Annotated in this window: 20 protein-coding genes and 4 pseudogenes; 12 read left to right on the forward strand and 12 right to left on the reverse strand. The window is 59.2% G+C overall.

Features of this window, described 5'->3' with window-relative positions; all coding sequences use genetic code 11:
- Window positions 1-44: 44 nt before the first annotated feature.
- The 3 genes from KGB27_RS01180 to KGB27_RS01190 all read right to left on the reverse strand — a co-directional run bounded on the left by KGB27_RS01180 (window position 45) and on the right by KGB27_RS01190 (window position 2,510).
- Window positions 45-314, reverse strand: coding sequence for a hypothetical protein (locus tag KGB27_RS01180; protein ID WP_223552588.1), 270 nt, complete (start codon window positions 312-314; stop codon window positions 45-47).
- A 142-nt stretch (window positions 315-456) separates the two neighbouring features.
- A complete protein-coding gene (locus tag KGB27_RS01185; protein ID WP_223552590.1) occupies window positions 457-1,308 on the reverse strand; it encodes a 3-hydroxybutyryl-CoA dehydrogenase in 852 nt (283 codons plus the stop codon).
- A gap of 17 nt (window positions 1,309-1,325) precedes the next feature.
- On the reverse strand, window positions 1,326-2,510 hold the full coding sequence (locus tag KGB27_RS01190; RefSeq protein WP_223510793.1) for an acetyl-CoA C-acyltransferase family protein: 1,185 nt from the start codon (window positions 2,508-2,510) through the stop codon (window positions 1,326-1,328).
- A gap of 179 nt (window positions 2,511-2,689) precedes the next feature.
- Here KGB27_RS01190 and KGB27_RS01195 point away from each other — a divergent pair, with 179 nt between their 5' ends.
- The gene (locus tag KGB27_RS01195; RefSeq protein WP_223552592.1) at window positions 2,690-3,703 is read left to right on the forward strand and encodes an AraC family transcriptional regulator; all 1,014 of its coding nucleotides are present in this window, start codon (window positions 2,690-2,692) and stop codon (window positions 3,701-3,703) included.
- A gap of 226 nt (window positions 3,704-3,929) precedes the next feature.
- Here KGB27_RS01195 and KGB27_RS01200 read toward each other — a convergent pair.
- Both KGB27_RS01200 and KGB27_RS01205 read right to left on the reverse strand, forming a co-directional pair.
- Window positions 3,930-4,160 (reverse strand): annotated as a pseudogene (locus KGB27_RS01200) (AzlD family protein); the annotation flags it as partial.
- Between the two features lie 386 nt (window positions 4,161-4,546).
- On the reverse strand, window positions 4,547-5,599 hold the full coding sequence (locus KGB27_RS01205; RefSeq protein WP_223510791.1) for an AraC family transcriptional regulator: 1,053 nt from the start codon (window positions 5,597-5,599) through the stop codon (window positions 4,547-4,549).
- Between the two features lie 115 nt (window positions 5,600-5,714).
- On the opposite strand from KGB27_RS01205, the gene KGB27_RS01210 reads away from it, so the two are divergent.
- From KGB27_RS01210 to KGB27_RS31490, 7 genes and pseudogenes are all read left to right on the forward strand, one after another.
- On the forward strand, window positions 5,715-7,265 hold the full coding sequence (locus tag KGB27_RS01210) for a flavin-containing monooxygenase (protein ID WP_223552594.1): 1,551 nt from the start codon (window positions 5,715-5,717) through the stop codon (window positions 7,263-7,265).
- A gap of 352 nt (window positions 7,266-7,617) precedes the next feature.
- Window positions 7,618-8,043, forward strand: coding sequence for a hypothetical protein (locus KGB27_RS01215; RefSeq protein WP_223552596.1), 426 nt, complete (start codon window positions 7,618-7,620; stop codon window positions 8,041-8,043).
- A 98-nt stretch (window positions 8,044-8,141) separates the two neighbouring features.
- The gene (locus KGB27_RS01220) at window positions 8,142-9,104 is read left to right on the forward strand and encodes an AMP-binding protein (protein ID WP_223552603.1); all 963 of its coding nucleotides are present in this window, start codon (window positions 8,142-8,144) and stop codon (window positions 9,102-9,104) included.
- Window positions 9,074-9,298: a hypothetical protein gene (locus KGB27_RS01225; protein ID WP_223531707.1), complete on the forward strand. Its 225-nt coding sequence runs from the start codon at window positions 9,074-9,076 to the stop codon at window positions 9,296-9,298. The genes KGB27_RS01220 and KGB27_RS01225 overlap by 31 nt, the downstream gene beginning before the upstream one ends.
- A gap of 291 nt (window positions 9,299-9,589) precedes the next feature.
- Window positions 9,590-10,030: a GNAT family N-acetyltransferase gene (locus KGB27_RS01230; RefSeq protein ID WP_223531709.1), complete on the forward strand. Its 441-nt coding sequence runs from the start codon at window positions 9,590-9,592 to the stop codon at window positions 10,028-10,030.
- Between the two features lie 104 nt (window positions 10,031-10,134).
- The gene (locus tag KGB27_RS01235; RefSeq protein WP_223531711.1) at window positions 10,135-10,731 is read left to right on the forward strand and encodes a hypothetical protein; all 597 of its coding nucleotides are present in this window, start codon (window positions 10,135-10,137) and stop codon (window positions 10,729-10,731) included.
- A gap of 85 nt (window positions 10,732-10,816) precedes the next feature.
- Window positions 10,817-11,117: pseudogene (locus KGB27_RS31490) on the forward strand (integrase); the annotation flags it as partial.
- 563 nt (window positions 11,118-11,680) lie between these two features.
- On the opposite strand, the gene KGB27_RS01250 reads toward KGB27_RS31490, so the two are convergent.
- From KGB27_RS01250 to KGB27_RS01265, 4 genes are all read right to left on the reverse strand, one after another.
- Window positions 11,681-14,110, reverse strand: a complete 2,430-nt coding sequence (locus KGB27_RS01250; protein WP_223510920.1) for an efflux RND transporter permease subunit — start codon at window positions 14,108-14,110, stop codon at window positions 11,681-11,683.
- 27 nt (window positions 14,111-14,137) lie between these two features.
- The gene (locus KGB27_RS01255; protein WP_223531713.1) at window positions 14,138-15,214 is read right to left on the reverse strand and encodes a WD40/YVTN/BNR-like repeat-containing protein; all 1,077 of its coding nucleotides are present in this window, start codon (window positions 15,212-15,214) and stop codon (window positions 14,138-14,140) included.
- Window positions 15,215-15,288: 74 nt separating this feature from the next.
- Window positions 15,289-16,653, reverse strand: coding sequence for a DUF1329 domain-containing protein (locus tag KGB27_RS01260; protein ID WP_223531715.1), 1,365 nt, complete (start codon window positions 16,651-16,653; stop codon window positions 15,289-15,291).
- Between the two features lie 32 nt (window positions 16,654-16,685).
- Entirely contained in the window at window positions 16,686-18,515 is a 1,830-nt protein-coding gene (locus KGB27_RS01265) for a DUF1302 domain-containing protein (protein ID WP_223531717.1), read from the reverse strand.
- Window positions 18,516-19,126: 611 nt separating this feature from the next.
- On the opposite strand from KGB27_RS01265, the gene KGB27_RS01270 reads away from it, so the two are divergent.
- The 4 genes and pseudogenes from KGB27_RS01270 to KGB27_RS01285 all read left to right on the forward strand — a co-directional run bounded on the left by KGB27_RS01270 (window position 19,127) and on the right by KGB27_RS01285 (window position 21,488).
- Window positions 19,127-20,740 carry a GMC family oxidoreductase gene (locus tag KGB27_RS01270; RefSeq protein WP_223552613.1) on the forward strand — a complete coding sequence of 538 codons (1,614 nt, stop codon included), beginning with the start codon at window positions 19,127-19,129 and terminating at the stop codon, window positions 20,738-20,740.
- A gap of 90 nt (window positions 20,741-20,830) precedes the next feature.
- Window positions 20,831-21,007: pseudogene (locus tag KGB27_RS01275) on the forward strand (integrating conjugative element protein); the annotation flags it as partial.
- Window positions 21,008-21,010: 3 nt separating this feature from the next.
- Window positions 21,011-21,247: pseudogene (locus KGB27_RS01280) on the forward strand (hypothetical protein); the annotation flags it as partial.
- Between the two features lie 97 nt (window positions 21,248-21,344).
- Window positions 21,345-21,488 carry a hypothetical protein gene (locus KGB27_RS01285; RefSeq protein ID WP_223510781.1) on the forward strand — a complete coding sequence of 48 codons (144 nt, stop codon included), beginning with the start codon at window positions 21,345-21,347 and terminating at the stop codon, window positions 21,486-21,488.
- 265 nt (window positions 21,489-21,753) lie between these two features.
- Here KGB27_RS01285 and KGB27_RS01290 read toward each other — a convergent pair whose 3' ends face one another.
- The 3 genes from KGB27_RS01290 to KGB27_RS01300 form a co-directional block, all read right to left on the reverse strand.
- Window positions 21,754-22,587 (reverse strand): SDR family NAD(P)-dependent oxidoreductase, encoded by an 834-nt coding sequence (locus KGB27_RS01290; protein ID WP_223510780.1) that lies wholly within the window; start codon window positions 22,585-22,587, stop codon window positions 21,754-21,756.
- Between the two features lie 407 nt (window positions 22,588-22,994).
- Window positions 22,995-24,161 (reverse strand): thiolase C-terminal domain-containing protein, encoded by a 1,167-nt coding sequence (locus KGB27_RS01295; protein WP_223552618.1) that lies wholly within the window; start codon window positions 24,159-24,161, stop codon window positions 22,995-22,997.
- 162 nt (window positions 24,162-24,323) lie between these two features.
- Complete coding sequence (locus KGB27_RS01300) at window positions 24,324-26,990, reverse strand: helix-turn-helix transcriptional regulator (RefSeq protein ID WP_223552626.1); 2,667 nt, start codon at window positions 26,988-26,990, stop codon at window positions 24,324-24,326.
- Window positions 26,991-26,994 lie beyond the last annotated feature (4 nt).

Genomic DNA, 26,994 nt, shown 5'->3' on the forward strand with positions numbered 1-26,994 from the left:
CAGACAGTGTGCGGGCATTGAGCATGCCCCGATTAATAGAAAGGTCAGCCGCGCGGGCCTGCACCAGGGACGCGCAACGTAACTACGGTTGCGCTATCTGCAGCCGCTGGCGGCTGCTTGAGAACGCCGGACAGCGAGCCGAGGACGATCCCGCCGATCACCTCCTGCCGCTGCGTCGGGGACAAACCAGCCTGATCCAGCCAGGCCGGCAGGTTGTTGAGCCTGGCGCCGTTAGTTTGTACGGTCGCCTTGAGCACCGGCAGCGGGCCTGTAGCGCCGGCCTCCAGCAAGCGCGCCAGGAGCTTCTCCTCCATAGCGCCTGCGCATCTGCTCGAGGCGCGAGAGCGGTGCCTTGCCTGACTCGCCCGGGCATGCTGAGATGAATGATCGCTTGGTATTCATGACGACACGACTCCCGGGAAAAGCCAGCGGTAGCCCATCCTTGGCAACCGCTAATCAGCTATAGCGATAAAAACCATGACCGCTCTTGCGCCCGAGGCGACCGGCTGCCACCAGCTCCCTGAGCAGGGAGGGCGGGCGGTATTTGGGATCACCGAAACCCTGCTGGAAGGACTCCAGAATCGCCAGCAGGGTATCCAGACCAACCAGATCAGCCAGCGCCAGCGGCCCCATGGGCAGACCGCAACCCAACTGCATGCCGGTGTCGATATCCTCGGCAGTGGCCAGGCCTTCCTGCAGGGTGAAGATGGCTTCGTTGAGCATCGGCACCAGAATCCGGTTGACCACGAAGCCCGGGCGGTTACCCGTGCTGATCGCGGTCTTGCCAATGCGCTCGGCGAACGCCAGGGTGCGGGTATGGAAAACCTCGGTGGTTGCCAGCCCGCGAATCACTTCCACCAGCGTCATGACCGCTACCGGGTTGAAGAAATGCAGGCCGATAAAGCGCTCGGGGCGCTGCACCTGGGAGGCCAACTGACTAATCGACAGCGACGAGGTATTGCTGGCGATGATGGCCTCAGCGCTGACCTGCTCACTAACCTGCTTGAGGATGCGTAGCTTCAGGTCCAGGTTCTCGCTGGCCGCCTCGATCACCAGGCCGGCGTCGCTCAGGCTGGCATAGTCGGTACTGGTGCTGATGCGTCCTAGCGCAGCGGCGCGCTGCTGTTCCGTCAGCGTGCCCTTTTCCACCTGCCGGCCAAGGCTGTGATCAATGGACACCCGCGCCTTGGCCAAGGCGGCTTCGGATATATCCACCAGCACGACGGACAGGCCCGCAAGGGCACACACCTGGGCAATACCGCTGCCCATGATGCCGCCACCAATGACACCGATAATTTCGTCGCTCATGGTCGTCTCCCCCCTGCTCAAACGCGCTCGAAGATCGCGGCAATACCCTGGCCGCCACCGATGCACATAGTCACCAGGGCATAACGGCCCTGGGTACGATGCAGTTCATGGACGGCCTTGGTGACAATGATCGCTCCGGTGGCACCGACCGGGTGGCCGAGGGAAATGCCCGAGCCATTCGGGTTGACCTTGGCCGGGTCGAAGTCGAGTTCTCGAGCCACGGCGCAGGCCTGGGCGGCAAAGGCTTCGTTGGCCTCGATCACATCCAGGTCAGCGACCTTCAGGCCGGCACGTTGCAGGGCCAGGCGGGTTGCCGGGATCGGCCCCAAGCCCATCAACACCGGATCGACACCGGCATGCGCGTAGCTGACCAGACGGGCCAGCGGGCGCAGGTTATCGGCCTGCACCGCCGCCCCCGTGGCCAGGACTACCGCCGCCGCGCCGTCGTTGAGTCCCGAGGCGTTGCCGGCGGTGACCGTGCCGCCCTGCTTGAATGCGGTCTTCATGCCCGCCAGTTGCTCGATCGAGGTGTCGCCACGCACATGCTCATCGACCTCGAACAGTTGCGAGCCTTTACGCGTTTTGATTTCAACCGGCACAATCTGGCCGGCGAAACGTCCTTCGGTAATCGCACGCGCCGCACGCTGCTGACTGACCAGCGCCAGGGTGTCCTGCTCTGCGCGGCTGATGCCATGCAGTTCGGCAATATTCTCGGCGGTAATGCCCATGTGAATCCGCTGGAACGGGTCGTGGAGGATGCCGAGCATGTAGTCCACGGCCTGCATATCACCCATGCGGCCACCCCAGCGCGCGCCGGGCAGCAGATAAGGGCCGCGGCTCATGGATTCGGCACCGCCGCCGATAGCGATGTCGCAGTCACCCAGCAGCAGGCTCTGCGCCGCCGAGATGATCGCCTGCAGACCGGAACCGCAGAGGCGATTGACGTTGAATGCGGGTGCTTCCTGGGGGATACCGGCATTCATCGCGGCCACCCGGGAAATGTAGGCATCTCGCGTCTCAGTGGGAATGACATTGCCCATCACCACATGACCGATACGCTCGGCGTCACAACCACTGCGCTGCAGGGCGGCGCTGACCGCGGTCGTGGCCAGTTCGCATGGCGGGGTATCTTTGAGCGTACCGCCGAAGGAACCGATTGCAGTTCTGACAGCGCTGACGATATAGACTTCGGGATTAGGCATAGGAGACTCCGGTGGCATTGAGATCCAACTGATGCGTAGACTGCGCACGCTATGGCGGCGCACTGCCCAGGCGTGGGGTAGTCTAGGGAGCCGATGAACATTGGCCTATGCCGAAAATTACTGATTTGGCTGATACTTTTTGCAACCCCCAGGCAACTGACCCGCAGCGAGCGAGCGTTATGCAAGAGAAGGATTCAGTGGCCGTGTATTTTGCCCGTGCAGCGCTTTACGGGCTGCACGGGCAACCCGAGCGGATTGCGGTGGTACTGGCCGCGGCGGGTATTCCCGAACAGCAACTGAGCGACAAATCGGTACGCATCGCAGCCTCGGCCTTTGCCAGACTCTGGCTGGCCGTCGCCCGGGAGCTCGACGACGAGTTCCTCGGTTTCGACTCGCACGGGATGCCAACCGGCAGCTTCGCCCTGATCTGTCGGGGCCTGATCCAGGCCGACAACCTCGGCCAGGCGCTGCTCCAGTGCCTGAGCGGCCTCGGTCTGTTCTTGCGGGATATCCACGGCAGCCTGTCGGTACGCGGCGACCGTGCCGTGATCCGCCTGCACAACCGCCAGCCAGACCCGCAGGCGCGCAGCGTCGCCGAGGAAACCTACCTAACCGTGGTGCTTGGCCTGCTGTGCTGGCTGGCGGGCCGGCGCATCCCCATCGACAGCTCGCAATTCACCCACCCGCGACCGGAGCATGGTGACGACCACTTGTTCTGGGGACCCAACCTGACCTTCGAGGCCACCCATAGCGAAATCGAGTTCGCCGCCAGTTATCTGGAGCTGCCGCTAGTACAGAACCTGGCGACGCTGAAGACCTTCCTGCGCACCTCGCCGCAATGGCTGATCGTGCGTTTCAGCAATCGCCAGGGACTGAGCGCCGAAGTCTACAAACAGCTGCGCAATTGTCGCTACGAACATTGGCCGACCCTGGCCGACATGGCCGAGGAGCGCGCCCTGAGCATCGCCAGCTTCCGCCGCCAGCTGCAGCGAGAAGGTTTCTCCTTCCAGGAGCTCAAAGACGAGGTACGCCGCGCCATCGCCTTCGAGTGCCTGCGCAACACCGACCTGAGCATCACCGCGATCGCCGAGAAGGCCGGCTTCTGCGAGGCCAGTGCGCTTCACCGGGCGTTCAAGCAGTGGACCGGAGAAAGCCCCGGCTATTATCGGAAGAAGTGGCACAGCAGCGAATAGTCCCAGAGGGATTCGTCGAGCATGAAGCATGGGAATTCGCACCAAGGGTAACGCAGGGTTATGCGCCATGTTCATTACCCTCCGTTAAAACTGTTGCAGGCTCGCGGACACTAGCAGCCGCTCGTGCAGAATCCTACAGGGCGAATAGACTCGGACGGCGTTGACTAAAGGAAGTTTTTCACCGAGTTCGCACTAGACCGCTAAAAGCAGAGCTGTCAGAACACAGTTATAAATGCCTGAACAAGGCTGCATCCAGAATTCCGGCAGTAATCGCCAGGAGCGGCTTTTTCATAATCAGCATCGTGATTGCGGTGGTAAGTAATGCCAGTCGTGCCCCGCCACCACCGTTCAGGGCCATCGGCGCAAGTAGCGCAATCAAGACAGAACCGGACATCGCCGTCATGAACGGCTGAACCCGGTAGTGGATGGGTACAAACGGCATGACGAATACCCCACCCTCGGCACACGAAAGCATGCCAATGCGGAAGTTGTGGCTCGTATTTTCTGATTATTCGGCAGACTAAATAGGATGGCTGCCTTTTCGCAAACACACACGAGCAGAGTCAGAGGGCGCACTCGACCGCATCCAGGCTGGATTCGGAAATGATTACAACCTGACTTTTTGTTGAACACTTAACTCCTTGATCAGCCTGGGTGTCGAATTTTGCAATTCGACATAAGGCGGGGGGGGGAAAACGACATACAGTGCCGGCACTGTTACTGATTCCCTGTGGCCATGCCCATGAGCCGCGTCTAGCCAGCCGGCAGCTGCCTGCTATGGCTTGCCGGTTAAGAACTATTGCAGCCGTTCAGCGGTAGCAGCGATTAAAATCAAGCCCAAAATCACACCGGACAAGGTCGGGGCAATTCAGGCGCCCGCCCCAACTGGTGCTGGCGGCGATAGAGCGCTGGGGTGCTGCCGGACCAGCGCTGGAAGGCGTGAATAAAGGCCGCCGACTCGGCATAACCCAGCTGCCCGGCGATGGCCTCTACCGACAGCTGGCTGCTTTCGAGCAATTGCCGCGCACGGGCAAAGCGCAGCTCTTCGAGGATGCGCCGGAACGAGGTGCCTTGGCTGCGTAGCTGATGGCGCAGGGTCCGTTCGGAAAACCCCAGGGCCGCGGCCACCTCGCAGGCCGTCGGAAAACCCGCGGTGAACAGGCTCAGGTGCGCACGCACCTGATCGGCCGAGTTGCCGCTGGCCTGCTCCTGTTGCAGCCCCAGTAGCAGCTGGTCGCACTGCCGGCGGTAGAGCGCATTGGCGCTGCGATCGCCGCTGGGCAGGCGCAACTGCAGGTGTTCATTGCGCATCCAAAACCGCGCAATGCTGGCGTCAAAGTGCACCGGGCAGCCGTAAAACTGCTCATACAGCTGGGCCTCGGCCGGCTTGGGATACGGCAGGTCAACCTGAATGGCATACAGGTCCATGTTCAGGCTGGCTTGAACATCGAGGATCAGCTTGTAGGTGCCGGCCATCTGCATGTCGATCAGCATCCGTCGTGCGGGTTCGGCCAGCGGCAGTGACGCGAGGGTCAGGGCGCTGACTCTCTCCCCGGGCTGAAAGCTAACCTCGCTGAACAGATAGGTCAGTTGCTGGTAGCGGATGCCGCAATACAGAACTTCTTGGGCCGTGTCGCAGGTCAGCAACAGCAGGCTGAGGGGGCCATAGCCGGCAAAGCCGACGCCGTTGCCGATACTCAGGCCGACGCAGGGTTGGTTCAGCTCCCCGGCCAGCTCGCATATCAGCCGCAGCTCCAGGCTGCGATCGATCCGCGCATCCGGCGCCAGATGCTCAAGATCCAGGCCGTAGCGTTGCAGCAGCGGGGAAACATCCACGCCCTGCTTGCGCAGGCTGTTGAAGATGTAGGTGAGTCCAAGGATCGAATGACTGGCCATATTGATTTTATTGTCTTGCCGAAACTGTCAATTTATTGCCAACCCTAGCATATCTCTCCTATAGGGTGGCTCCTAGACTGGCGACATTGCCATTTATCCCTGTCAAGGAGCGCCCATGCACAAGTCAGCCGCAACCAGCACCAGCACCAGCACCAGCAAGATTGTCGATGTGGTGATTATTGGCTCGGGCTTTGGCGGCCTGGGCATGGCGATCAAATTGCGCGAAGCCGGTAACGACAACTTTGTCGTGCTGGAAAAGGCCGGCGATGTCGGCGGCACCTGGCGCGAGAACAGCTATCCGGGCGCGGCTTGTGATGTGCAATCGCACATGTATTCGTTCTCCTTTGCGCCGAAAAACGACTGGAGCAAACGGTACGCAGAGCGGCAGGAAATTCAGCAGTACATTCTCGATACCACGGAGAAGTTCGGTATCCGTCCATTTCTGCGCTTCAATCGCGAAGTGTGCGGCATGCATTTCGATCAGGCCAAGGGCCTGTGGACAGTCGATACCGCCGCCGGCGAGCGGTTTGTCGCGCGCCATGTGGTGCTGGCTTCTGGCCCGTTGCATGTGCCCTCGATACCGACGTTTCCAGGGCAGGAAAATTTCAAGGGTAAGATTTTCCATTCGGCGCAGTGGGATCACGACTATGACCTGAGCGGCAAACAGGTGGTCTCGGTAGGCACCGGTGCCAGCACCATTCAGTACGCCCCGGAAATTGCCCGCAAAGTGGCCCGACTGAGCATTTTGCAGCGCACCCCGGCCTGGGTGATTCCGCGTGACGAGCGGGCGTATGCCGATTGGGAAAAACGCTTGTTCGTCAGCCTGCCGTTCAGCCGCACCTTGCACCGTGCACGCCTGTACTGGAGCAACGAGTCGCGTGCCTGGCCGCTGTTTGCGCCACGGGTAGCGGCAGTTATACAGAAACTGGCCAAGCTGTTTATCAACGTCAAGGTCAAGAACCAAGCGCTGGCCAAGGCCCTGACGCCGGACTATTTGATCGGTTGCAAGCGCATCCTGATTTCCAACAAGTGGCTGCCAATGTTCAATCGCGACAACGTCGAGCTGATTGGCGCTGGCATCAAGGAGTTGCGCGAGCACTCGGTGTTGTTGCGCGATGGTCGTGAGCTGCCGGCCGATTGCATCATTCTCGGAACCGGTTTCGTCACCGACCCCCGCATTTACATGAAGGATTTTCCCTGCACCGGCCTGCCGGGCCACGACCTGACGCAGGACTGGAAAGAGAGTCCGGAAGCCTATTACGGTACGACGGTGACCGGCTTTCCGAACTTCTACCAACTGCTCGGCCCCAACACGGCCCTGGGGCATAACTCGGTCATCTTCATGATCGAAGCTCAAGTGCATTACATCATGCAGTGCCTCAAGCGCCTGCAGGAGAAAGGTGCCGACTATCTGGACGTGAAGCCGCAGGTGCAGCGCGAGTTCAACCAGAAGCTGCAGGCCAAATTTGTCGGCACAGCCTGGTCGTCCGGCTGCACCAGCTGGTATCAGCAGGCCGGTGGCAAGAACGTGCTGATCTGGCCGGGTGCCACCTGGCGCTTTTGGCTGCAGACCCGGCGGGTGCGCGATGCGGACTACGAGTTCGTCACCTGCGCAAGCCAGTCGCAGCCAGCCGAGCTGTTGGACGCGGAGCCCAGTGCGGCGTGAGAACCACATTGATTAGGCTCTGTACCAGTTACGTATTGAAGGCCAAATTGTAGGGTGGACTCAGGAGCGCAGCGAACAGTCCACCGTTTGGCTACCATGAATTGATGCTGTACTGCCTGCCGTGGCCCATCGCGGCTAAAGCCCCTCCCACAAGGTGTGCGGCGCTCAACACATAACTGGGACATAGCCTAAATCTTGCTGACGCCGATGAGCGGCTTTGAAGATTTTCAGACGCCAGAGATATACATATCGAGCTAAACGCCTAACGCTCGGAGAGCCTATCTTTGCGCGACATCTTGAGTGCTAAAAGTGCGTGGCTTACCCGCCACCATTACCCAGAGAGAAACAAACAATGCCAAATAATCAACACACCAACTCGCTTATTACCAAGGTTTTTTGGCTCGCTGGTGGCTACAACATTTTGGGGGTCCTGACGTTCTCACAGTTCTTCACCAATACCCTGCTCTCGGCCACCGACCCAACTATCTTTTCCCGGCTTGGCCTGGTTTTCATCATGCTCTGGGGCGTGGCCTATACGTCAGTGGCCAAAGCCTATCGAGCTGTGCCTTATCTCGTGCTGCTGTTTTTCGTGGGAAAGATGCTCTACGTCCTGACCTGGCTGATGTGGCTTAGTAAAAACTCCAACACCCTGCCGGCACTCTTTGCTGAGTCGCCGCTGACCGCAATTTTCTATTCAATCTATGGGGCGGGAGACTTGGTCTTTGGCTTGTTCTTCCTGTGGGTGGCCTGCAATAGCCTGTCCAAAAAAGTCCTCTAAGTCTGCAGCGTAAAGGACGAGCTAACAGCCGCGACGACCAATTTTGCGCCCAGTGCCAATGCAAAAATACCGGGCGCGGTGTCGAGCCAAGAACCAATATGAATACAACCATCATGAAACAGTGGCTGCTGTACCCGGTGCCAGAACTCGAACACCAATTGAATGATTCAGGGTGCCGCATAATCGTTATCTTTAACGGGTCGAGCCCTACCTTATCGGCCATCATCGACAAGACTCAACTCCAAACGGTCATTTCAGTGGGTGTCAGCGTTGACGATGACAATAGGTCTCCCCCCGCTCCCCTGCCGATTGGTGCGCGACTGAGCAATACGATCGCGTTTGATGCCGTCCTGCAACAGGGATCGACGCTGCAGCGTATTCCGTTAGATATCGGGGGCGATGATCTGCTGCTCCTGCAGTACACTGGCGGCACCACGGGATTATCAAAAGGTGCAGCGCTCTCGCATCGTAATCTCTTAGCGAATACCGAGCAGTTCCAGGCAATGATGGCTGGCACCCTGCGGCCAGGTGAGGAAATCCTGGTGACCGCGTTACCGCTCTATCATATCTTTGCCTTGATGGTGAACTTCATCACCTGTTTTTCAATTGGCACGGAGAATTGGCTTGTAGCCAACCCTAGTGATCTGGATGGGTTCATTGACATACTCATTCAAGCTAGGCCGAGCCTTTTCATGGGGGTGAATACGCTGTATGCGCATCCTCGTATTGGCGAGGTCGATTTTTCCAGGTTGCATTTGGCGGGTGGAGGTGGCGCCCCTGTTCTGGACGTCACTTCAAGAAAATGGGAAACCCTGACTGGAACGCTTGTACGCGAGGGCTATGGTCTCTCAGAAACAGCGCCGATCCTTTCGTTCAATCCAGCGTCAATCCGAGAGTTCACTGCCACAACCGGCCTGCCAGTACCTGGCACCGATATCAAATTGCTCAACGAAGAAGGCATCGAAGTCGCCATTGGCGAAGCGGGTGAAATCTGCTGCGCGGCTACTGGAACAAACCAGACGCTAATACCTTGGCATTCACCGCAGATGGCTCTTTCCTGATCGGCGATATCGGCAGGTTCGACGAACTGGGTTTCCTGACCATTGTCGATCCCCAAGGCATATTGTTCGGTGCAACCATTCTGAGTGATGCCGCCGACCACAATGGCTTTGGACGCAAGCTGATGACAATCTACAACCGAAAGGGCATTTCGGTAATAGCGCGGATACCGAAGCAGGTTTTGAAACCCATCTGAAACAACATTTTCGCAATGTCACCTTCAAACGGGAAGGTTGTGTACTTATGTTCACTGCGACACTGCCAAAGCTTTAACAACCTTGAATTCCGTACGATTTGAGTCTAAAAACATGAGTGCCTTTTCAGTCAATAATAAAAATTGCAGCTCCTTTAATATTGAACTTCCAAATGATATTGCCTGTAGCCATCTGACAATAGCCAATTGGACAGTCCGATCCCAAGGCCGACTAATACTGGAAAGTCAGATACCTATGATAGTCAAGCGATCAGCTGCGAAAGAGCAAGCAACATGGTAAGGCAATTAACGATTGTTTTAGCTAGCAAGGAGCAGCGTCTGGCAATGATTGCTACCGTTCAGGTGGTCGCCAAGCCGGAGCTCGCTTGGTTCAATGAGCCTGACAAGGATCTAGACGATGTGTGTCTTATCATATTATTGCGCGACAAAGCTGTCGGCTTTTGCATTTTTCGTCGTACGACATCTGAAATTCGTCGTTTGTTTATTTTTCCGGAGCACAGGCGAAATGAAATCGGGTCCCAAGCTATTGCTAAACTCCTTGCGTTGTTTCGCCACGATGGGCATTCATTCATAATGCTGCAATTTTCTGACGAGTATGTGGCAGCTTTCTTAGCAAAAGCGTTCAAAGCTTATTCGTCATTCATTGTCGAGGAGGGGATGTTCTTAGTATCGACCAATGCAAATTACGCGCAATGTTTCGACGAGAATGGATGACCTCACCGAATCATAAATCCGAGTAAACAGCCACTACCCTTAGTTTGATTGAAATACAGGTGTTCGGCAGAGGCCTTCCATGAGGAATGGAGGTCCATCGTTTTATGTCCGACACATACAATCCACACGCCAAAATTCTCTATCGCCCAATTGAAGCGGCATTGCGCTGGTGCAATCTCTTTCATTTCGAAGCACAAATCATGCAAGCAACTTGGTCCTATCCTGATGAGCTTTCTGCCCTACTCCCTCAATGGCCATGTCTGTATATAGCTACTGAAAAAATCTATGATGCCATACGAAACAAAGAGTTACCGTATGGCAGTCTTGGTATTTCAGTCCCTTTGGGAAGTCATGTCGAGCCAGCTCAGCTAACAACCCGTCACTCTGATTTACGTCATTGGATGCAGGTCTACCATCCTGATCAAAAGCCAAGCTTTCTGTTTGGGTCACGCAGAGAAGATCAAGAGAAAATCAATCTAGGAACCTTTCTTGCGCTGCAAGCAGATCGGGACACCCTGCTACGAGAGCTCAACGCTCTACAGCAGCACCATCAAGATGTTTTACTTGATCTTCAAACAGTTGGGCTTGAATTGGATGACCTAAAGGCAATGGCCAAAACACATAGCCCGTTGAGCGAGCGCAGCGAGCTCACCTATCAAAATATCATCGGTGTTTTGCTCAATCTTTTCCTAGGCCGGTAGCCAGCAGCGCCGTGAGCCCGACCGCACAAAAAATTGTGTGTAGGCATCCTCCCAAGGATACGCACAAGGCAGACATAATGCCGGCTCGCCCAACGGTAGCAGCAACCTGCTTGCACCGATTGGAAGCTACCTCGAAGTTTGCAGGGCTTGGTCCGCCCCGCCCGGGATATCCCCCACATACATCACCTCAAAAGCTTTCATGAGTTGCGGGTGGCGTATGCGTGCGAACGCTATGAGCAAATCACCCATCATCCCGCGCAGATCAACAACGGCAAGTGCTACCAGATAGACCGAGCGCTCGATCAAAAAGCCCGAAAGCAGGTTAGCTATGAGCTGGGGCATGGCCGTATCGACCTAGTAGCGCGTACATCGGGGGTCGACCATGACCATGCCATTCTATATAGATCTGTTCCTGGCGGGCATGCTGACCGGTTCGCATGCCACACGCCAACGCCACCTCCGCAAGGCGAAGGCTATCCAAACAGTAATCGCTGAGCGCTGGCAATGGGACACACCGTAGTCTGGCAAAGAAAACACCTTACTTGGTTTCTCAATCACCACCTGAACCGGCGCCGTGCAGCGACGCTACTATGACTATTCGCTGACCGTGCAGTTGCTCTCTCTTCGATTAGGGTGTTCGACCGCTAGCGAGGTGAGAAAGCGGCCAGATCCGCTCAAACACGCCAACAACTTCCGACCGTTTCGCACTCAGCTTCCACACTGCGTGCGTAGCGCCTCAAAACCGCCTCTGGGCTATCACCACTTATACGTAACCGAACCAATCAAGCTACGCTCATCGCCATTGCGACTGGGTGATGACCGTCGCTGCAATCACCTTAAAGCGTCGTTATTTGTCAGCCGCCCCTCTCGTCAGGGGGGCGGATCTACAATTGCGCCCATCGCCCCCCCTTTGATTGATAATTTTGGCGGAGCATGGCGCGTTGGTTGATCAGTGCGTTTTTTTAAGCAGGAAATGCGACAGCGCCGGGATCAGCACCAAGGCGCCGACCATGTTCCAGATGAACATGAACGTCAGCAGGATGCCCATGTCCGCCTGGAACTTGATCGGCGACCACGCCCAGGTGATGACGCCCGCCGCCAGGGTGATGCCCACCAACGCCACCACCTTGCCGGTGAACGCCACCGCATTCTTGTACGCCTCGGTCAGCGACAACCCGGCACGCTGTTGCGCCAGTTGCACGCTGAGCAGGTACAGCGCGTAGTCCACGCCAATGCCCACGCCCAACGCGATGACCGGCAAGGTCGCCACTTTCACACCCATGTTCAGCCAGACCATCAGCGCCTCACAGAGGATCGAGGTCAGCATCAGCGGCACCACCGCCACCACCACTGCACGCCAGCTACGGAAGGTGATGAAACACAACACGATCACCGCGCCGTACACGTAAAACAGCATGGTGTGGTTGGCTTCGCGCACGACGATGTTGGTCGCCGCTTCAATCCCGGCACTGCCGGCGGCGAGCATGAACTGACGGTCGCCCGTGCTGTGTTCTCGGGCGAAGCTCTCGGCCACCCGCACCACATTGTCGAGGGTCTCGGCCTTGTGATCCGACAGGTAGGCCACGATCGGCATCATCGAGCAATCGTTATTGAACAAATCCGGGCTGCTGACCGAAGCCTGCTGCGCACCGTAGTTCAGCACGTTCTGATTGCGCGCGATGGTCAGCCACTTCGGGTTGCCTTCGTAGGAACCCGCCGTGATCTGCCGCACGGCATTGACCAGCGACACCGTGGTTTGCACCCCCGGTTGCTGCTGCAACAGCCAGCCCAGGCGATCGGCCTCCACCAGGGTTTCGTACTTCAGACAGCCTTCGCTGGGGGTCTTGAGCATGATCGCGAACTGGTCGCTGGACAGCGAATAGTTGGCGGTGATGTAGGCGTTGTCACGGTTATACCGCGAGTCCGAACGCAACTCCGGGGCGCCGGGGTCAAGATCACCGATTTTCAAATGGCTGCTGACGACCAGCCCGCCGACCGCCAGCAGACCCGTCACCGCGACCGCCACGGTGGCCCAGCGGCGCTCAGTGAAGCGATCGAGAAAATTCCAGAAGGCGCCCAGGCCCTTGCCACGCAGCTCTTTGTTTTCCTGACGCAGGCTGCGCCCGGCCGCTTTGCGGCTCACGCCGGTATAGGACAGCAGCACCGGTAACAACACCAGGTTGGTGAAGATCAGCACCGCCACCCCGATGCTTGCCGTGATCGCCAGGTCCTGGATCACCGGAATATCGATCAGCATCAGCACCGCAAAGCCCACGGCATCGGCCAGCAAGGCGGTCAGGCCCGCGAGGAACAGGCGGCGGAAGGTGTAGCGTGCGGCGACCAATTGGTGCGTACCGCGGCCGACGTCCTGCATGATCCCGTTCATTTTCTGCGCGCCGTGGGACACGCCGATGGCGAACACCAGGAACGGCACCAGAATCGAGAACGGGTCCAGGGCAAAACCGAACAGCGCCACCAGCCCGAGTTGCCAGACCACGGCGATGACCGAGCAGAGGATCACCAGTGCCGTGCTACGCACGCAACGGGTGAAGTAAAAAATGATCGCCGTGGCGATCAATGCTGCGGCGCCGAAGTACAGCATGACCTGCATCAGGCCATCGAGCAGATCGCCCACCAGTTTGGCGAAGCCGATCACACGGATCTTGATCGGGCCACGGCCCTCCTCCCCGCTGACCCGTGCGCTGCCTTCGAACTCATACTTGTTACGCAGTTTCTCTTCCAGGGTTTTCGAAAACTGGTGGTAGTCGATACCCTGCTCGGTGATCGGATCTTTATCCAGCAGCGGTACGAAGATCATGCTCGACTTGAAGTTGTTGCCGATCAGGCTGCCGACGATCCCCGAACGGGCGATGTTCTGCCGCAGTTGCTGCACGCTTAGGGCCGAGCCGTCATAGGAGTCGGGCATCACCGGGCCACCCTGAAAACCTTCCTCGGTGACTTCGGTCCAGCGCACGGCCGGGGTCCACAGCGACTTCATCCACGCACGGTCGACGCCAGGGGTCACGAACAGTTCGTCGTTGATCTCCTTCAAGGCGTCCAGGTAATGCGGGTCGAAAATGTCGCCGTTGCTGCTCTCCACCACCACCCGCACCGCATTGCCCAGACCGCGCAAGGCCTGTCGGTTTTCCAGGTAGTTTTTGATGAAGGGCTGACTTTGCGGGATCATCTTTTCGAAGCTGGCATTCAGCGTCAGCCGGGTGCTGGCGAAGTAGCTCAACGCCAGGGTGACCAGCAGGCAAGTCAGCACCACCCGTAACCGGTTGTTGAAGATCAGGCGTTCCAGCCGGTTTCCGGAGCGGGCATCGAAGCCCTTGAGCTCGCGGATCACCGGCATCGTATCGGTTTCGTAGTGACCCATCATGGTGTTCTCTTTGTAATGCCGGACTTATTCAAGAGGCAACTGCCGCAGGCCACGGGTGCCTGCCAGTACCAGGGAACCGACAGCGGATATCTGTGCGGCGGCCACCGGCGCCTGTACGGTATTCGGCTGGAGCTTGAAACTGGCGCCATCGTCGGCACTGACCAGTACATGACCGGCCTGGCTGACCAGCACGATCCGCCCATCGGCGGTGATCGTGCTGGCGGTAATGCTCAGCGGCAGGCCAAGGTCGATCTTGTTCCAGCTCGCCCCGCCATCGACGCTGCGATAGACATTGCCGCGCAGACCGAACACCAGGGCGAAGCCTGGCTTGCCGGTGATGCCGAAAAAACTGCCGTTGTAAGGTGTGGGAGTGGCGTTGAAGCGTTCGGTGCTCCGGTCCAGTTTCAGCACCAGCCCCTGTTCACCGACGATAAACAGATCATTGCCTACCGGACGCAACGCGTAGAGGTTCAGCGCCGTCGGGTTGTCGGTACGGTCCAGCCACGGCGTCCAACTGTGGCCACCATCATCGGTTCGGAAAATCAGGTTGAAGGCACCGACGATGTAACCGACCTGATCATTTTCGAACCAGACATCGAGAAAGGGCTTGTCGGCGCCCTCTTCCTTCATCCGTTGAGCATCGGCAACCCGCGCCTGCAGTTCCGGATTGTCCGGCTGCTTGGCGAGTTGCTTCTGGTAATAATCGAACAGGAGCGGGCCCACCTGGCGCCCGTCCAGCTGACGGTTCCAGGTCTGTCCAGCGTCGCTACTGTGCAGGACCACCCCGTCATGTCCGACGGCCCAGCCCTGTTGAGCGGAAGGAAAATACACCGAGACCAGGTCCGAACTGACTGGCACTTGAGCCTGCAGCCAATGCTGACCCGCGTCGTCGGAATAGAGAATATGGCCGCGCTGGCCGACAGCGATCAGACGCTCACCTGCGCGGGTAAGCCCTGTCAGCAGACCTTTGCCAGCAAGCTCACTGTGCACCGCCGGGGTGTCCAGCACATCGGCAAAATCCGCCGCCACCACAGGACGGGTAAACGGCAGCGCCAGCGCTGTCGCCAAGGTGCAGAGCAGGATCCACTTTGAGGTTGTCATTATTATTATCTCGGTTGAAAACCACCGGGGAATGAGTGGAAACCCCCGGTGGTGTACAGCTGTTTCAGATGCGGTTAGCGGACACCGGTGCCGGCCAGCGACTCGGCCGTCCACTGGGCCTTGGACAGGGGTTCGTTGTACTTGAGGCCACCGTAGGGGCCGTAGAAACCGTTGATGTTGTAGGAGCCTGCGACGAAATCGTAGAGCATGTGGTTATTGCTGTCCGGCGCCTGCACGTCGTAGCTGTAGGTCATGTGGGCAAAGCCACCACGGAACAGTTGGCCGCGAGCGTCATACTCGTCAGAGGCCAGAACGGTCCAGCTGTCCTCGTCAATGTAGAAGGTGCGCTTGCTGTAGATGTGGCGCTTGCCCGGTTTCAGAGTGGCCTCGACCACCCACACGCGATGCTGTTCCCAGCGCACCAGATCTGGATTCAAATGCTTGGCGGTGACCAGATCGTCGGCGGTCTTGTGGTAGTTCAGCTTGTAGGTGTTGTACGGAACAAGCATTTCCTTCTTGCCGGCCAGTTTGAAGTCGTAACGGTCCATGGCGCCGTTGAACAGGAAGGTATCGTCGTAGGTCATGATGCCCGAGGTACCCGGGTTCGGCGTGTCGTAGGCCAGATCCGGCGCCAGCTTGACTCGACGTTGCCCCGGCAAGTATTGCCAGGCACGGCGTGGCTGTTTCAGCGGATTGACCGAATCGACAACCAAGATTGCTTCACCCACGCGACGCGCCGGCCCGCTGTAGGACACCTTGAGTTTGTAATAGGCCTCATCCCCGGCGATCGGACCCGCTGGACGCTTCGGATCGGACAATGGGTTTTCAATGGAGACGACACCGGTCGAACTCAGCGTCGCCGTGCCGGAAGCATCGTTGATCCAGGAGTCGTACTTGGTATTCATGGCCACGCCCTGGTAACGCAACAAGTGGTTCCACATCGCCTCGTAACCGTCGGCGGGGATCGGGAACGGCACCCCTGGCAACGCATTCTCCAGCGCCAGCCCACCCTCGGTGGTCTTGGCCGTCACGGCGTTTGCCGCGGTGTTCTCCAGCATCTTCTGCGGCAAGGCCACAGTGCGGTGAGTCGGGTAGACGTCCACCCGATAGGTCGGATACCGCTTAAAAAGTTCCTGGGTCGACACCGTCAACTTGTCCGCGTACTCGGCGGCATTTTTGCCGGTGATCACCAGGCGCGGCTTTTCGCTCTCGAACGGATCCGGACGGAACCCGTCGCCCGCCTTGAAGCCCGCCGGGATCGCCATCGGGCTACCGGTGTACGCCGGGATGGTGCCGTCGGCGTTGCCAGCCCGCTCGGCGCCGACAGGCGTCAGCGTGGTACCGAGCTTCGCAGCCTGGTCCGGGGATACGGCCGCCTGAGCAGCACCGGCGACGGCCAGCGCCAACGTAGTAGCCAGTAATGTTTTAACGAATTTCATGGGGGGTCTCCTGTTATCACGCAACGCTTCGATCAGAAGGTGGTTTTGAAGGTAGCGGTGACCATGCCGCGATCACTGATCTGGGCAAATGTGCCTGCGAACGCGGTGGGCTGACCAAGGGTGCAGTTGTACTGTCCGTTGGCACCAGGCGATGTACCATCGCCGGGTTTACCCGCGCTGCCTGGTGCATTACACATATCGAAATCACCAAAGTTGGCCACGTACTTCAGGTCGAAACGGTATTGATTACGCACATCCATGCCGACGCCGACCGAGTAGTTGCCCGCGCCCTTGTTGCCGCCCATTTGAACCGAGGACTCGCCTTTGAGGCCGACGTTATAGGTGACCGGCATATACATATCGATACCGGGAAACACCTGGTACCAGGTCGGGTTGAAGTTGACGCCCAGGACGTAGTTATCCTTGGTGACCTTGTCGATGCCGTGGTACCAGTCTTCACCTTTGAACAGTTGCTCGTTATCGGTGACAGACAGCCAGCGGCTGTAGGCGAGTTCGACCAGCAACGATGAGCTATCCCACACCGGCGTTTGACCAAAAGTGGTCAGCCCGTTGAGCACCGCGTGCACGGTATTACCGCGTGCGACGCCGTTTTCACCATTAAAACTTGAGATGACGCCGGGTGTGCCAGCCGCCGCCGGCGAAGGATTGACGGTGGCCGGGACGCTGGACAATGGCATGTTGTTGCGATAGTTCACATCCAGCCCGACGCTCACGCCGGCGATGTTCTTCGACAGGCTGATGCCGTAGATATCGATGTCATCGACATAGAACTGGTTGTAGCTGCCGATATTGCCCGAGATCAGTTGCGCTGGACCCACTGCGGTCGGCTGCAGGACCACGTTAGGCAGAATGTCGGAGGTTTTGCGGTAGTAGAAACCCAGCGTGCCGTCCAGCCACTCCGGACTCCATTTGGCCATCAGGCCGAAATCGCCCGTCTTGCTCGGGGTAAAGGTATGGCCATTGTCCAGTCGCAGGAACTCGTTCGCACCGAGCGGGCCCGGCGTACCAAAAAGAGGATTCTGTGCGCCGATCAGCGACAGGTTGTGCCCGCCATTCTGTATGCCGTCATTGAAGCCCAGATAAGTACCTGATTCCGGCAGACGCGCGGCGTTCCAGTCCAGGAAGTACTGCGCGCCGATGGTCCACTGCGGGTTGATCGTCAGGTTGGTGGATATTTGGCTACGCGGTATAAACAATTCCTTCGCTTCGGTACCCGGCACCGTCAGTGCTTTGGTAATGTCCAGGCCAGACTGGCCATAGCTGTTGCCATGGGTGAAGGACAAAATGCTTTCGCCCCAGTACTGGGTGGTTTTACCCAACCGGCCGCTGAGCAACGACTGCTCACCGATTTCCGTACTGCCAAAAACGAAGGCATCGAGAATCTCGGAGGAAGGACCGTTGTAGTAACGGTCGGCATAACCACTCAGGTGGTTCGAGTCGGGCTTGCCATTGTTGAGCTGGTTGGTCGACGGGTTGTAGGTGCCGACATCCTTATAGGCGTGGTCGTACCAGCTGTTGGCGCTGACCCGAAAACCCATTGTCTTCTTGAAGGCCACATCCAGCTCGGAGAGCACATCGACGCGCTCGGAGACGGGCTCGCCCACCGAGAAATTGCGGTCGCCGTCGTTGTTGTTCCACGAGTTAGTCAGTTTGGAGTCGGCACCTTGCACGCGCTGGGCGTAGTTAAGCTTGACAGTGTTGTCGAAACGGACCGACAGATCCTCGTTACCCGTATTGATTTCGAAAGCCTGTACGGGAGCAATCCCCAGCCCTGTCAGTATCGCTGAAGCAAGAAGGCCTCGACGGATGTTGGCATGGCAGATCTTATTATTTTTATTCATCTAATTTGCTCACCTTCTCTGTGGTTCACGAAAAGTTATTCATTGAATCCGTTACACGTAGGAACCTCTCCTTAGGTGCACTACAGGGTGGTTAGCCTGAATGGCCAGCGAAGCCTTACTATCGCGAACACTCAACGGGGCAAATGGGATTTCCCCCCTTCAACGCTCGCCTCGATAGTCGATACAGACGGTGATAATCGTCGATCTGTTTTGTGACGCGCCGCCAGATACCGCCGGGCAACCCAATCAGAGGAGAAACTCACCGTGGATCTGAGACTATTGCGTCGCGCACAGTCAGTCGCCCCCATTGGTGGGGGGGGTGACGTCAGGAGGGGGGAATAAATAGAACGCTTGCACCTGAGCTGAATAGCAGTAGGAACAATCGACAGAGCCCGGATCAGTACCCGTCCGGCAAATATGCCTGGATGCCCAGTCGATACTTTGAGGGCTGAAGGTTTTGACTCAAGTAACCACGCTCGACAAGGATTTTCAGGTGCCTGAACACTGAGCCTTTAGTGATTTAAACAATCACCAGCCAAAACTAGAGTATTTACACTAATTGTCAACATAGGTATAACGAAGACCTCTCACAATAAAAATAAGGAGGCGCTATGCCCTGCTGCGAAGACACGAGATCGTACGATTATCTGGTCGTTGGAGGCGGCCCAGCTGGCAGCGCATGCGCAGCTCGGCTGGCTACTGCATTTCCGGAGAGGCAGATTGCGCTCATAGAGACAGGTCCCGCGAAAGCAAGCTGGCTTTCTCGCATGCCCATTGCGGTCGCGGCGCTCGTACCTTGGCGAAACCGTCATAATTACGCTTTTCGAACGGTCCCCCAGCCAGGATTGAACGGTAAACGTGGTCTGCAGCCCCGCGGGAGAGGATTGGGAGGATCAAGTCTTATCAACGCCATGATCTATCTCCGCGGCCAGTCAGAGGACTACGACAGTTGGGAAAAAAACGGAGCAGACGGCTGGGGATGGGATCAGGTGCTGCCCATCTTCAAAGAGATGGAGTGCAATGCGCGTGGTGCAAATACGTGGCACGGTGACGGTGGCCCTTGGAAAGTCGCTGATCTCGGAACGCCTAGTTCGTGCGCTAAAGCATTCGTGGCCGCAGGTGTCGAGTCCGGGATCGAACTCAACACAGATTTCAATGGCGCCCATCAAGCTGGCGTCGGCCTTTATCAAGTCACTCAGCATAACGGCCAGCGATTCAACGCTGCCCAAGCCTTTCTCAATCCACAGCCTCAAAATCTCACGATATTGACGGGTGTACAGGTGACTCGAGTTTTAATCGTAGAAGGGCGAGCGACAGGTGTCGAATTGGCTGATGGGGGTTGTTTTAGTGCCCGTCGCGAAGTCGTGCTTAGCGCAGGTACATTCGGTACGCCTCAACTATTGATGCTTTCTGGCATTGGGCCCGCCGATCACCTTCGCAGTTTAGGCATCAAGGTTCATAAAGACTGTCCCGAAGTCGGCAATAATTTGCAAGATCACTTGGATGTCACCATTTCCCGGGCTGTTGATGATAAAAGCCTTCTGGGCCTGGTGCCTTCGTTAGTACCACAATTATTAACGGGTCTATTATCTTATTTGAAGGGGCTGGGTGGACTGCTTTCAACCAACGTAGCAGAGGCAGGAGCTTTTGTATCAACTCGGCCGGAGACTTCTCGACCAGATGTTCAGTTCCATTTCTGCGTGGGGATAGTTGATAGGCATGGCCGACGTATGCACCTCAAACGTGGTTTTTCACTGCATGTCTGTGGCCTCAGACCAAAAAGCCGGGGCGTAGTAAGGCTCCGATCGGCCGATCCCCGTCATCCACCACTGATCGATCCCCAATTTCTTTCGGAGCCTGAGGATCTGCAAACGTTAGTCGACGGAATCCGTATTGCCCGAAAACTACTCTCGGCACCGTCAATGAGCAGGTACTCCGGCAGGTCGCTTCACGGGTTCGAGAAACTCGAAGGAGAAGAGCTGCGTGCGGCTATTAAACTTCATGGTGACACTATTTATCATCCGGTTGGAACCTGCCGAATGGGCAGTGATCCTTCTGCCCCGCTAGATCCACAGCTACGGTTGCGAGGAGTTGCAGGACTGAGGGTTGCGGATGCTTCAGTGATGCCCACACTCATATCGGGAAACACCCAAGTACCTTGCGCAATGATCGGTGTCCGTGCGGCGATGTTTATCCAGGAGGAGGAATATCAACATGGCGACTAAAATAACTACAGAGTCTGAGCCAGATTTTTTATATTACTTTATGTAACCGTTATCCAGATCAACGACCGTCTTTTCTCTTTAACCCAATATCTGGAGCGCAAAATACGTCTGCTACAAACCGAGCTGCAGGTCCGACAGATGCTCGCCACCAATACCGCCAGCCTGGTGCTCGATCGACATGCGGGTGGTGCCGATGCTTCGCGTACCGTCGAGCAAGGCGACCCAGAGCCGGTCCGACTCAATGATGCTGACACTAGACGCAAGTGAGCCATGAAACGCTCACCGCTATTCACTCTGCTTTCAGGTCTGGGGATTGCCGCGGTGATGATCCTGACCGCCGCACTGGTCGCCTGGATCGGCCGCACTGCGCTGGGTAGTTTCGAGGGCTGGCAGCAGGCATTCGAATCCGCACGACCTTATCTGCGATGGTGGCGCGCCCTGCTCTACGCCGCCCTCTTTGCGCTCTGGTGGGATCTGCTTCGGCGCTACCGACATCGACCACAGGATTACGCGTAACACCCCCGATTGATCTCCTCCGCCACTGCTTTGCTGCTCTGCTGCGGTGGCGATCTGCTGATCCATCTGCTGAATCTGGGCAACCTCGATGTCGTTCAGCGATGCGCTGGTGGGCTCCGCGGCTCTGCAGCTGATAAACGAATTACAGAAGGGCCGCCTGGCCGAGGAGTTGTCTGCCGACACTCTGGCGGCGCGTGCCGAAGTGAGCCGTGCCCACTTCCGGCGTTTTTGAAGATGCCGCGGGCATGCCGTCGCATCGATATGTTCTAAGTGTGCGCCTGGAGCAGGCGCGCAAGCTGTTGACCATGTCCAGCATGCCGATTGCGCGCATTTGCCCAGGAAAGCGGGTTTAGCAGCCAAAGCCACCGGACGGCCTGTTTTCGGGCTGCGCATGCGGTGACGCCGGCCAAGTATCGGATGGCCGTTGCTGCTGGCGCCAAGCGGTAAAGCACTCCTTGTCGAGTGCGGGGCGTTGCCAACTCGGCGTCTGCTGCACCTCAGAGATAGCCGGCCTTGCGGGCGTTGCCAAGCGTCACCTTCTGCAACAGGCGCCGCGAGATGCGCTTGAGGTGAAAGGCCAGGCTCGCATAAGGACCGCTGAGCACCAGGGTCTTACCGGTTTTCACGGCTTGCAGCACGTCGTTGGCCACGACATCCGGGGAGCATCCCTCGCGGGCGTAGTAGCTCTGCAGGCGCTGCAACTGCGCCGAGGTCATGCCCGGGGAAGTAGCGCTGCCGCTGGTGGTGATGGCGGTGTTGATCACCCCCGGACAGACGTCGGTGACCACTATCTCGCTACCGGCCAGTTCCATGCGCAGCACATCGCTGAGGCCGGCGACGGCCGCCTTGGAGGCCGCATAGGCTGCCATGGACGGCGCCGGGGCGAAGCTCGCCGTGGAGGAGACATTGACCACCTGGCGCGCGCCGCCGGCGGCCAGCATGTGCGGAATGAACAGGTGGCAGCCGTAGACCACGCCCATCAGGTTGACGTTGATCACCCGCTGCCAGTGGGCCAGGTCGCTGTCGAGGAACTTGCCGAGGTGGGCGATGCCGGCATTGTTGTAAAGTACGTCAGGTGCCCCCAGTTCGGCGATCACCTGCTCGCAGAAGCCCCGCATGGCCGCTTCGCTGCTGACGTCGACCGTGTAGATGTGGCATTGCACATCCAGCGCGTGGATTTCTTCCTGCAGGCTCCGCAGCGCGTCGAGCTGCAAGTCGCTGGCGATGATGTGGGCGCCCTCGCGGGCGAAGGCAATGGCGGACGCGCGGCCGATGCCGGAGGCCGCGCCAGTGATCAGGATCTGTTTGCCTTGCAGTTGTGCAATTGCCATGGGTAGCTCGCTGGTTGGAATGTCTGTCGGTGAGGCCTCTGGATCAGGCATTGATTGGCTTGTTGGAAGGCGATGGGGTTCAGAGGTTGTGAAAATATCGAGCGCCGTAGCGAGACTCTCTCCCGTAGGAGAGAATTTTTTACCGCCTCTCAGCTCTGCTCCTCGAGTCGAGCACCGTCATCGCCAGTTCGTCGAGATCGAGCACCGCGCGGCTGAGATAGAACTCGGCGCGGCCTTTATCCTGCTGCGGTTCGGCGCGCACGGGCTGGCATGGCGGCCGCCAGAATGGCCGAGGCCAGCAGGCTTTGCCGCAGGTTGAGGTGGCTGTTATTGCTTTTCATGGGCTGATGCACCTTTTTATTGTCGTTGTTGGTTGTGCAGCAAACATTTCGGACCTCTTACGGCCGTTACTGGGAAATCCGTTGCAGGATGCTGAGAGAGACCGCGCGGCCTAACGCCGTGCTGTGCTGCAGGGCGGTTCTGGCCCTGCTCAGCTGACGAGGACCCGCCACGCCACGCAGTTGCCAGACCAGCTCGACCAACTGGGCGATACCAGTGGCGCCGGGTGCGTGGCCGCGGCCGAGCAGGCCGCCGGACGGGCAAACCGCCACGCCGCCGCCGTCACCGTTATGCCGGCCCTGGGCGAAGGCGGCGAGCTGATCCTCACGGCAGAAGCCCAGGGCGGCACAGTTGATCAGGTAGTCGCCGACGCTTTGGTCATGGAGCTCGACCAGGTCGATATCTTCCGGGCCGAGACCGGCCAACTCGTAGGCACGGGTCGACAGGCGCCGGGTAGCGGCGCGGCCCAGCACGTCGAGTGCACTGAACGACTCCTGATCGGCATCGTTTTCGCCGCCGCGCAGGCTGACCAGGCAGGCGATATCGGCACGCAGCCCGTAGCGCTGGGCGAACGACGGCGTGCACAGGATCAGGACGGCGGCACCGCATGCCGGGGCACTCAAGTAAGGGGCAAGCCAGCTATCGACCTCATCCAGCTGGTTGAACAGGGCATAGGGATTGAGGCGTGCCTGGGTTCTGGCCCCCAGCACAACCTGTTCGTAGATGGCCTCCGAGACCCCCAGACCGGTAAGCAGATGGCTGTTCTGGGCGGCGAACAGTTCTGCCGGATGTTGCCGTCGTTCCAGCTGTTCGAGGGCTTGATGATTTTCCGCCGTGAGGTCATGCGGTTTGCCCTCGCGTTCGCCCAGATCGAAGAACGCCCGGCTGGAAATGCCTGCCGGCATGGCTTCGCAACCAACCACCAGCACGCACTCGGCCTCGCCCGCAAGCAGGCTCTGGCGCGCCAGGTGAAAGGCCGCATGTCCAGAGACGCAGCCATCGCGGACATTGACCAGGCTGGTCCCGATCAGTCCGAGAGGCGCCATCAAGCGCTCGCCGATGCCCGAGCCGGAGTGCACGCAGGCGAAAAAGGTCTGGTCGATCAGATCGAGATCGAGGTCCGTGTCGGCCAAGGCCAGATTCACCGCCGACTTGGTCAGTTCAGTGGCATTGCCACTGCCCAATGCGGTGAACGGGGTCATGCCAACACCTGCGATCAGTACCTTGTGCGTCATCGTCTCTGTCCCGAGGTCGATAGCGCGACGCTGCAATCGGCGTCGCACCGAGCCGTCAGCAGACCTGCCGGCGGTTCTTCATGGGATCGAGATTATTCCCGGCGCGCTACTTTGCCCCCCCCGGCGATGGGGGGGGGTGTGCGAGAGGTCGGGGAGAGGCTGCTAGGGCTGCAGAATGCCCAGCAGATAGGCGCGATCGAGCACATGCTTGCGGTTGCCGGCCTGGAACTTGCCGAACAGGTTCTTCATGTGCCATTTCACGGTTTCTTCGCCGACCTCCAGGGCCAGGGCGATCTGCTTGTTCGACATGTTGCGCGCGAGCAATTGCAAGACCTCGCGCTCCTTGGGGGTGAGCATCCGGCTCGGCGAGACACTCACCGTCGAGTGCTTGCGCGGCGGGCCGGGCGCTGCGGCGGGTGGCTGCACGGCGGCCGTCGGGGCATTGCCCTGTAGCTGGGCCGCCCAGGCCGGCAGGTCCGGGTGGGTGTCGGCGAGGATCCGCAGCAGGCCGTATTCTTCGGCCAGACTGACGGCCTCGCGCAGGGCCGGCACACCGTCCTCGCCGAGACGCTGGCGGGCCAGTGCCTGGAGCAGCAATATCTGTACGCTTTCACGGCCACGGCGCAGGCGCTCGGCCAGTGGCGCGGCTTGCTCCAGCAGCGCCAGTACGCCGCTCCAGTCATGGCTGGAGACGCAGGCATAGACATGCCCGAGTTGTGCGTACAGGGCCAGTTCGGGGCCCAGCAGACCTCTTGGTTCGCGGACGAAGTCGGGCAGCAGTTGGTCGAGGCGCTGCCACAGGGCCTGGCAGGTTTCGCTGTGGCCGCGCAGGGCGTGCTGGCGCAGCTGTTCGGCCAGCGCGCTGATGCACAGGCGTGGCATCTGCCGGGTCTCGCCGATGGCGAACAGTTCGTCGAGCAGGTCGTGGGCGCGGTGGGTCTGCCCCTGCAGGGCCGCCAGGCGGGCCGCGCTGACATAGCCCTGGACGATCGCCTCGGGGGCGGCCAGGCGCGCCAGCAAGTCCAGGCGATTGGCGAGTACGGTGCTGGCCTCGATCTGGGCGTCGCGTTCGAGCAACACGTTGGCCAAGGTCGTGGCCATCAGCAAGGCGATGCCGCTGCGCCGGCCGATATCCTGGTCGGCCTGGCTCAGGCTGGCGCGCAACGCCCGCTCGGCGCTGAGCATCTGGCCCTCCCAGAAATACGACAAGCCGAACTGCCAGTCGCGATGGCCGCGTACGGCATCCATGCCGGAGGTCCATTCGAAGCGCGGCGCATTCTGGCAGTAATGGCGGGCACGCTCGGTATGCCCCGCCGCCAGGGCTAGGCGAATCCTGTGGTTGGCCAGGATGGCCTGCAACTTGATGGAAAAGGCGGGTGCCTTGTCCAGCCAGGGTTCGATGATCTGCTGCGAGGAATCGGGGTGGTCGGCGGAAAAGGCGGCGGTCGAGAGGATCGCCGCCGCTTCGCACTGCTCTTCTGCGCTGGCGTTCGGGTCGCTGCCGACCTGCTCGATCATCTGCACGGCCTGCGTCTGGTGCCCGCTCAAGGCCAGTGACCAGGCCACGACCAGGCGCAGGCGCGGACACCGCTCGACTTCGTGGCTGGGCAGTTGCTCGATCCAGTCCAGCGTCCGGGTAAAGTGACCGCGCAACATCAATTCGTACAGGCAGCTCTCGGCCAGTGCATAGGCTTGCCTGGTTTGCCCGGCCAGCAGTGCCTGGCGCGCGGCGGCCTCTGGCAGGCCATGGCCAGCGAGCCATTCGGCGGCGCGCTGGTGTAGCAGTTGACGCTCTGCTTCGGGCAATGCGGCGAAGCGGCTGCGCAGCAACTCCTGGGCCAGCGGATGGATGCGCAACCAATCGCTGTCCACGCCCTCGATCAGGATCGGTGTGCTGCTCAGCAGCTCTTGCAACCATGCCGCGGCGCGTTCATCGGCGAGCAAGACGACGCACAGTTGCGGATGGACCATCTCGAACAGCGAGATGCGCGTGAGGAAGTCGGTCTGCTGCTGCGAGAGGCGGGACAGCAGCGAGTCGATGAAGAAATTCTGCCGATTGCCATTGCTCATGGCCAGGTCGCGAATGGCGCTGTGCAGGTCGCTGCTGCGCTCGATCGCCGAGATCGTCAGTTGCAGGCCGAGCGGCCAGCCCTCGGTGATCTCGTGCAGGTGTGCGCAGTCGTCCAGTTCCAAGCGCTGGCCGAAGCGCGTCGCGAGCAGGGCGAGGGTCTCGTCGAGGGTGAAGCGCAGGTCCTCGACGCCGACCACGCCGAAGTAACCCTGCGCCAGCAGGTCGGCCATCGGCAGGGTCATGCGTCCGCGCGAGGCCATGGCCACGCGCAGGTTGGCGGGTGTGTTGCGCAGCAGGTAGGTCAGCGAGTGGCGTGCCGTCGCCTCCGGCAGGCTGTGCGCGTCATCCAGAATCAGCAGGGTTTCGGCACCCAGGTCGGCGATTTCGGCCAGCCAGCTGGTCAGCTCGTCGAGGTCGTCGAGGTCGTCGGCGCCCTTGCCGAAGAGGCTGGTACTACTCTGGGGCATTACTGGTCGACCGCTGCCGACCGCCTTGGCAACGGCCAGGCCGTGAGCCAGGCGCAGCGGATCATCATGCTCGTCGAGGGCCAGCCAGATCGCCACGCCGCCCTGCGCCAGCCAGTCGCGGCGCCACTGGGCGAGCAGTTGGGTCTTGCCAAAGCCCGCCGGTGCCTGCAGCGCGATCACTGCCTTGTCGGCCAGCTCGGCGGAGTCCAGGCTCAGCCGGGGGCGCGCCGTGGCGGACTTCTGCAAGCGTGGCGGGGTGGCCTTCAGGACCAACCCGGGTTCGGTACTCACTAGG

It is taken from the genome of Pseudomonas sp. BF-R-01 (assembly GCF_019946615.1).
Classification (GTDB): Bacteria; Pseudomonadota; Gammaproteobacteria; order Pseudomonadales; family Pseudomonadaceae; genus Aquipseudomonas; species Aquipseudomonas migulae.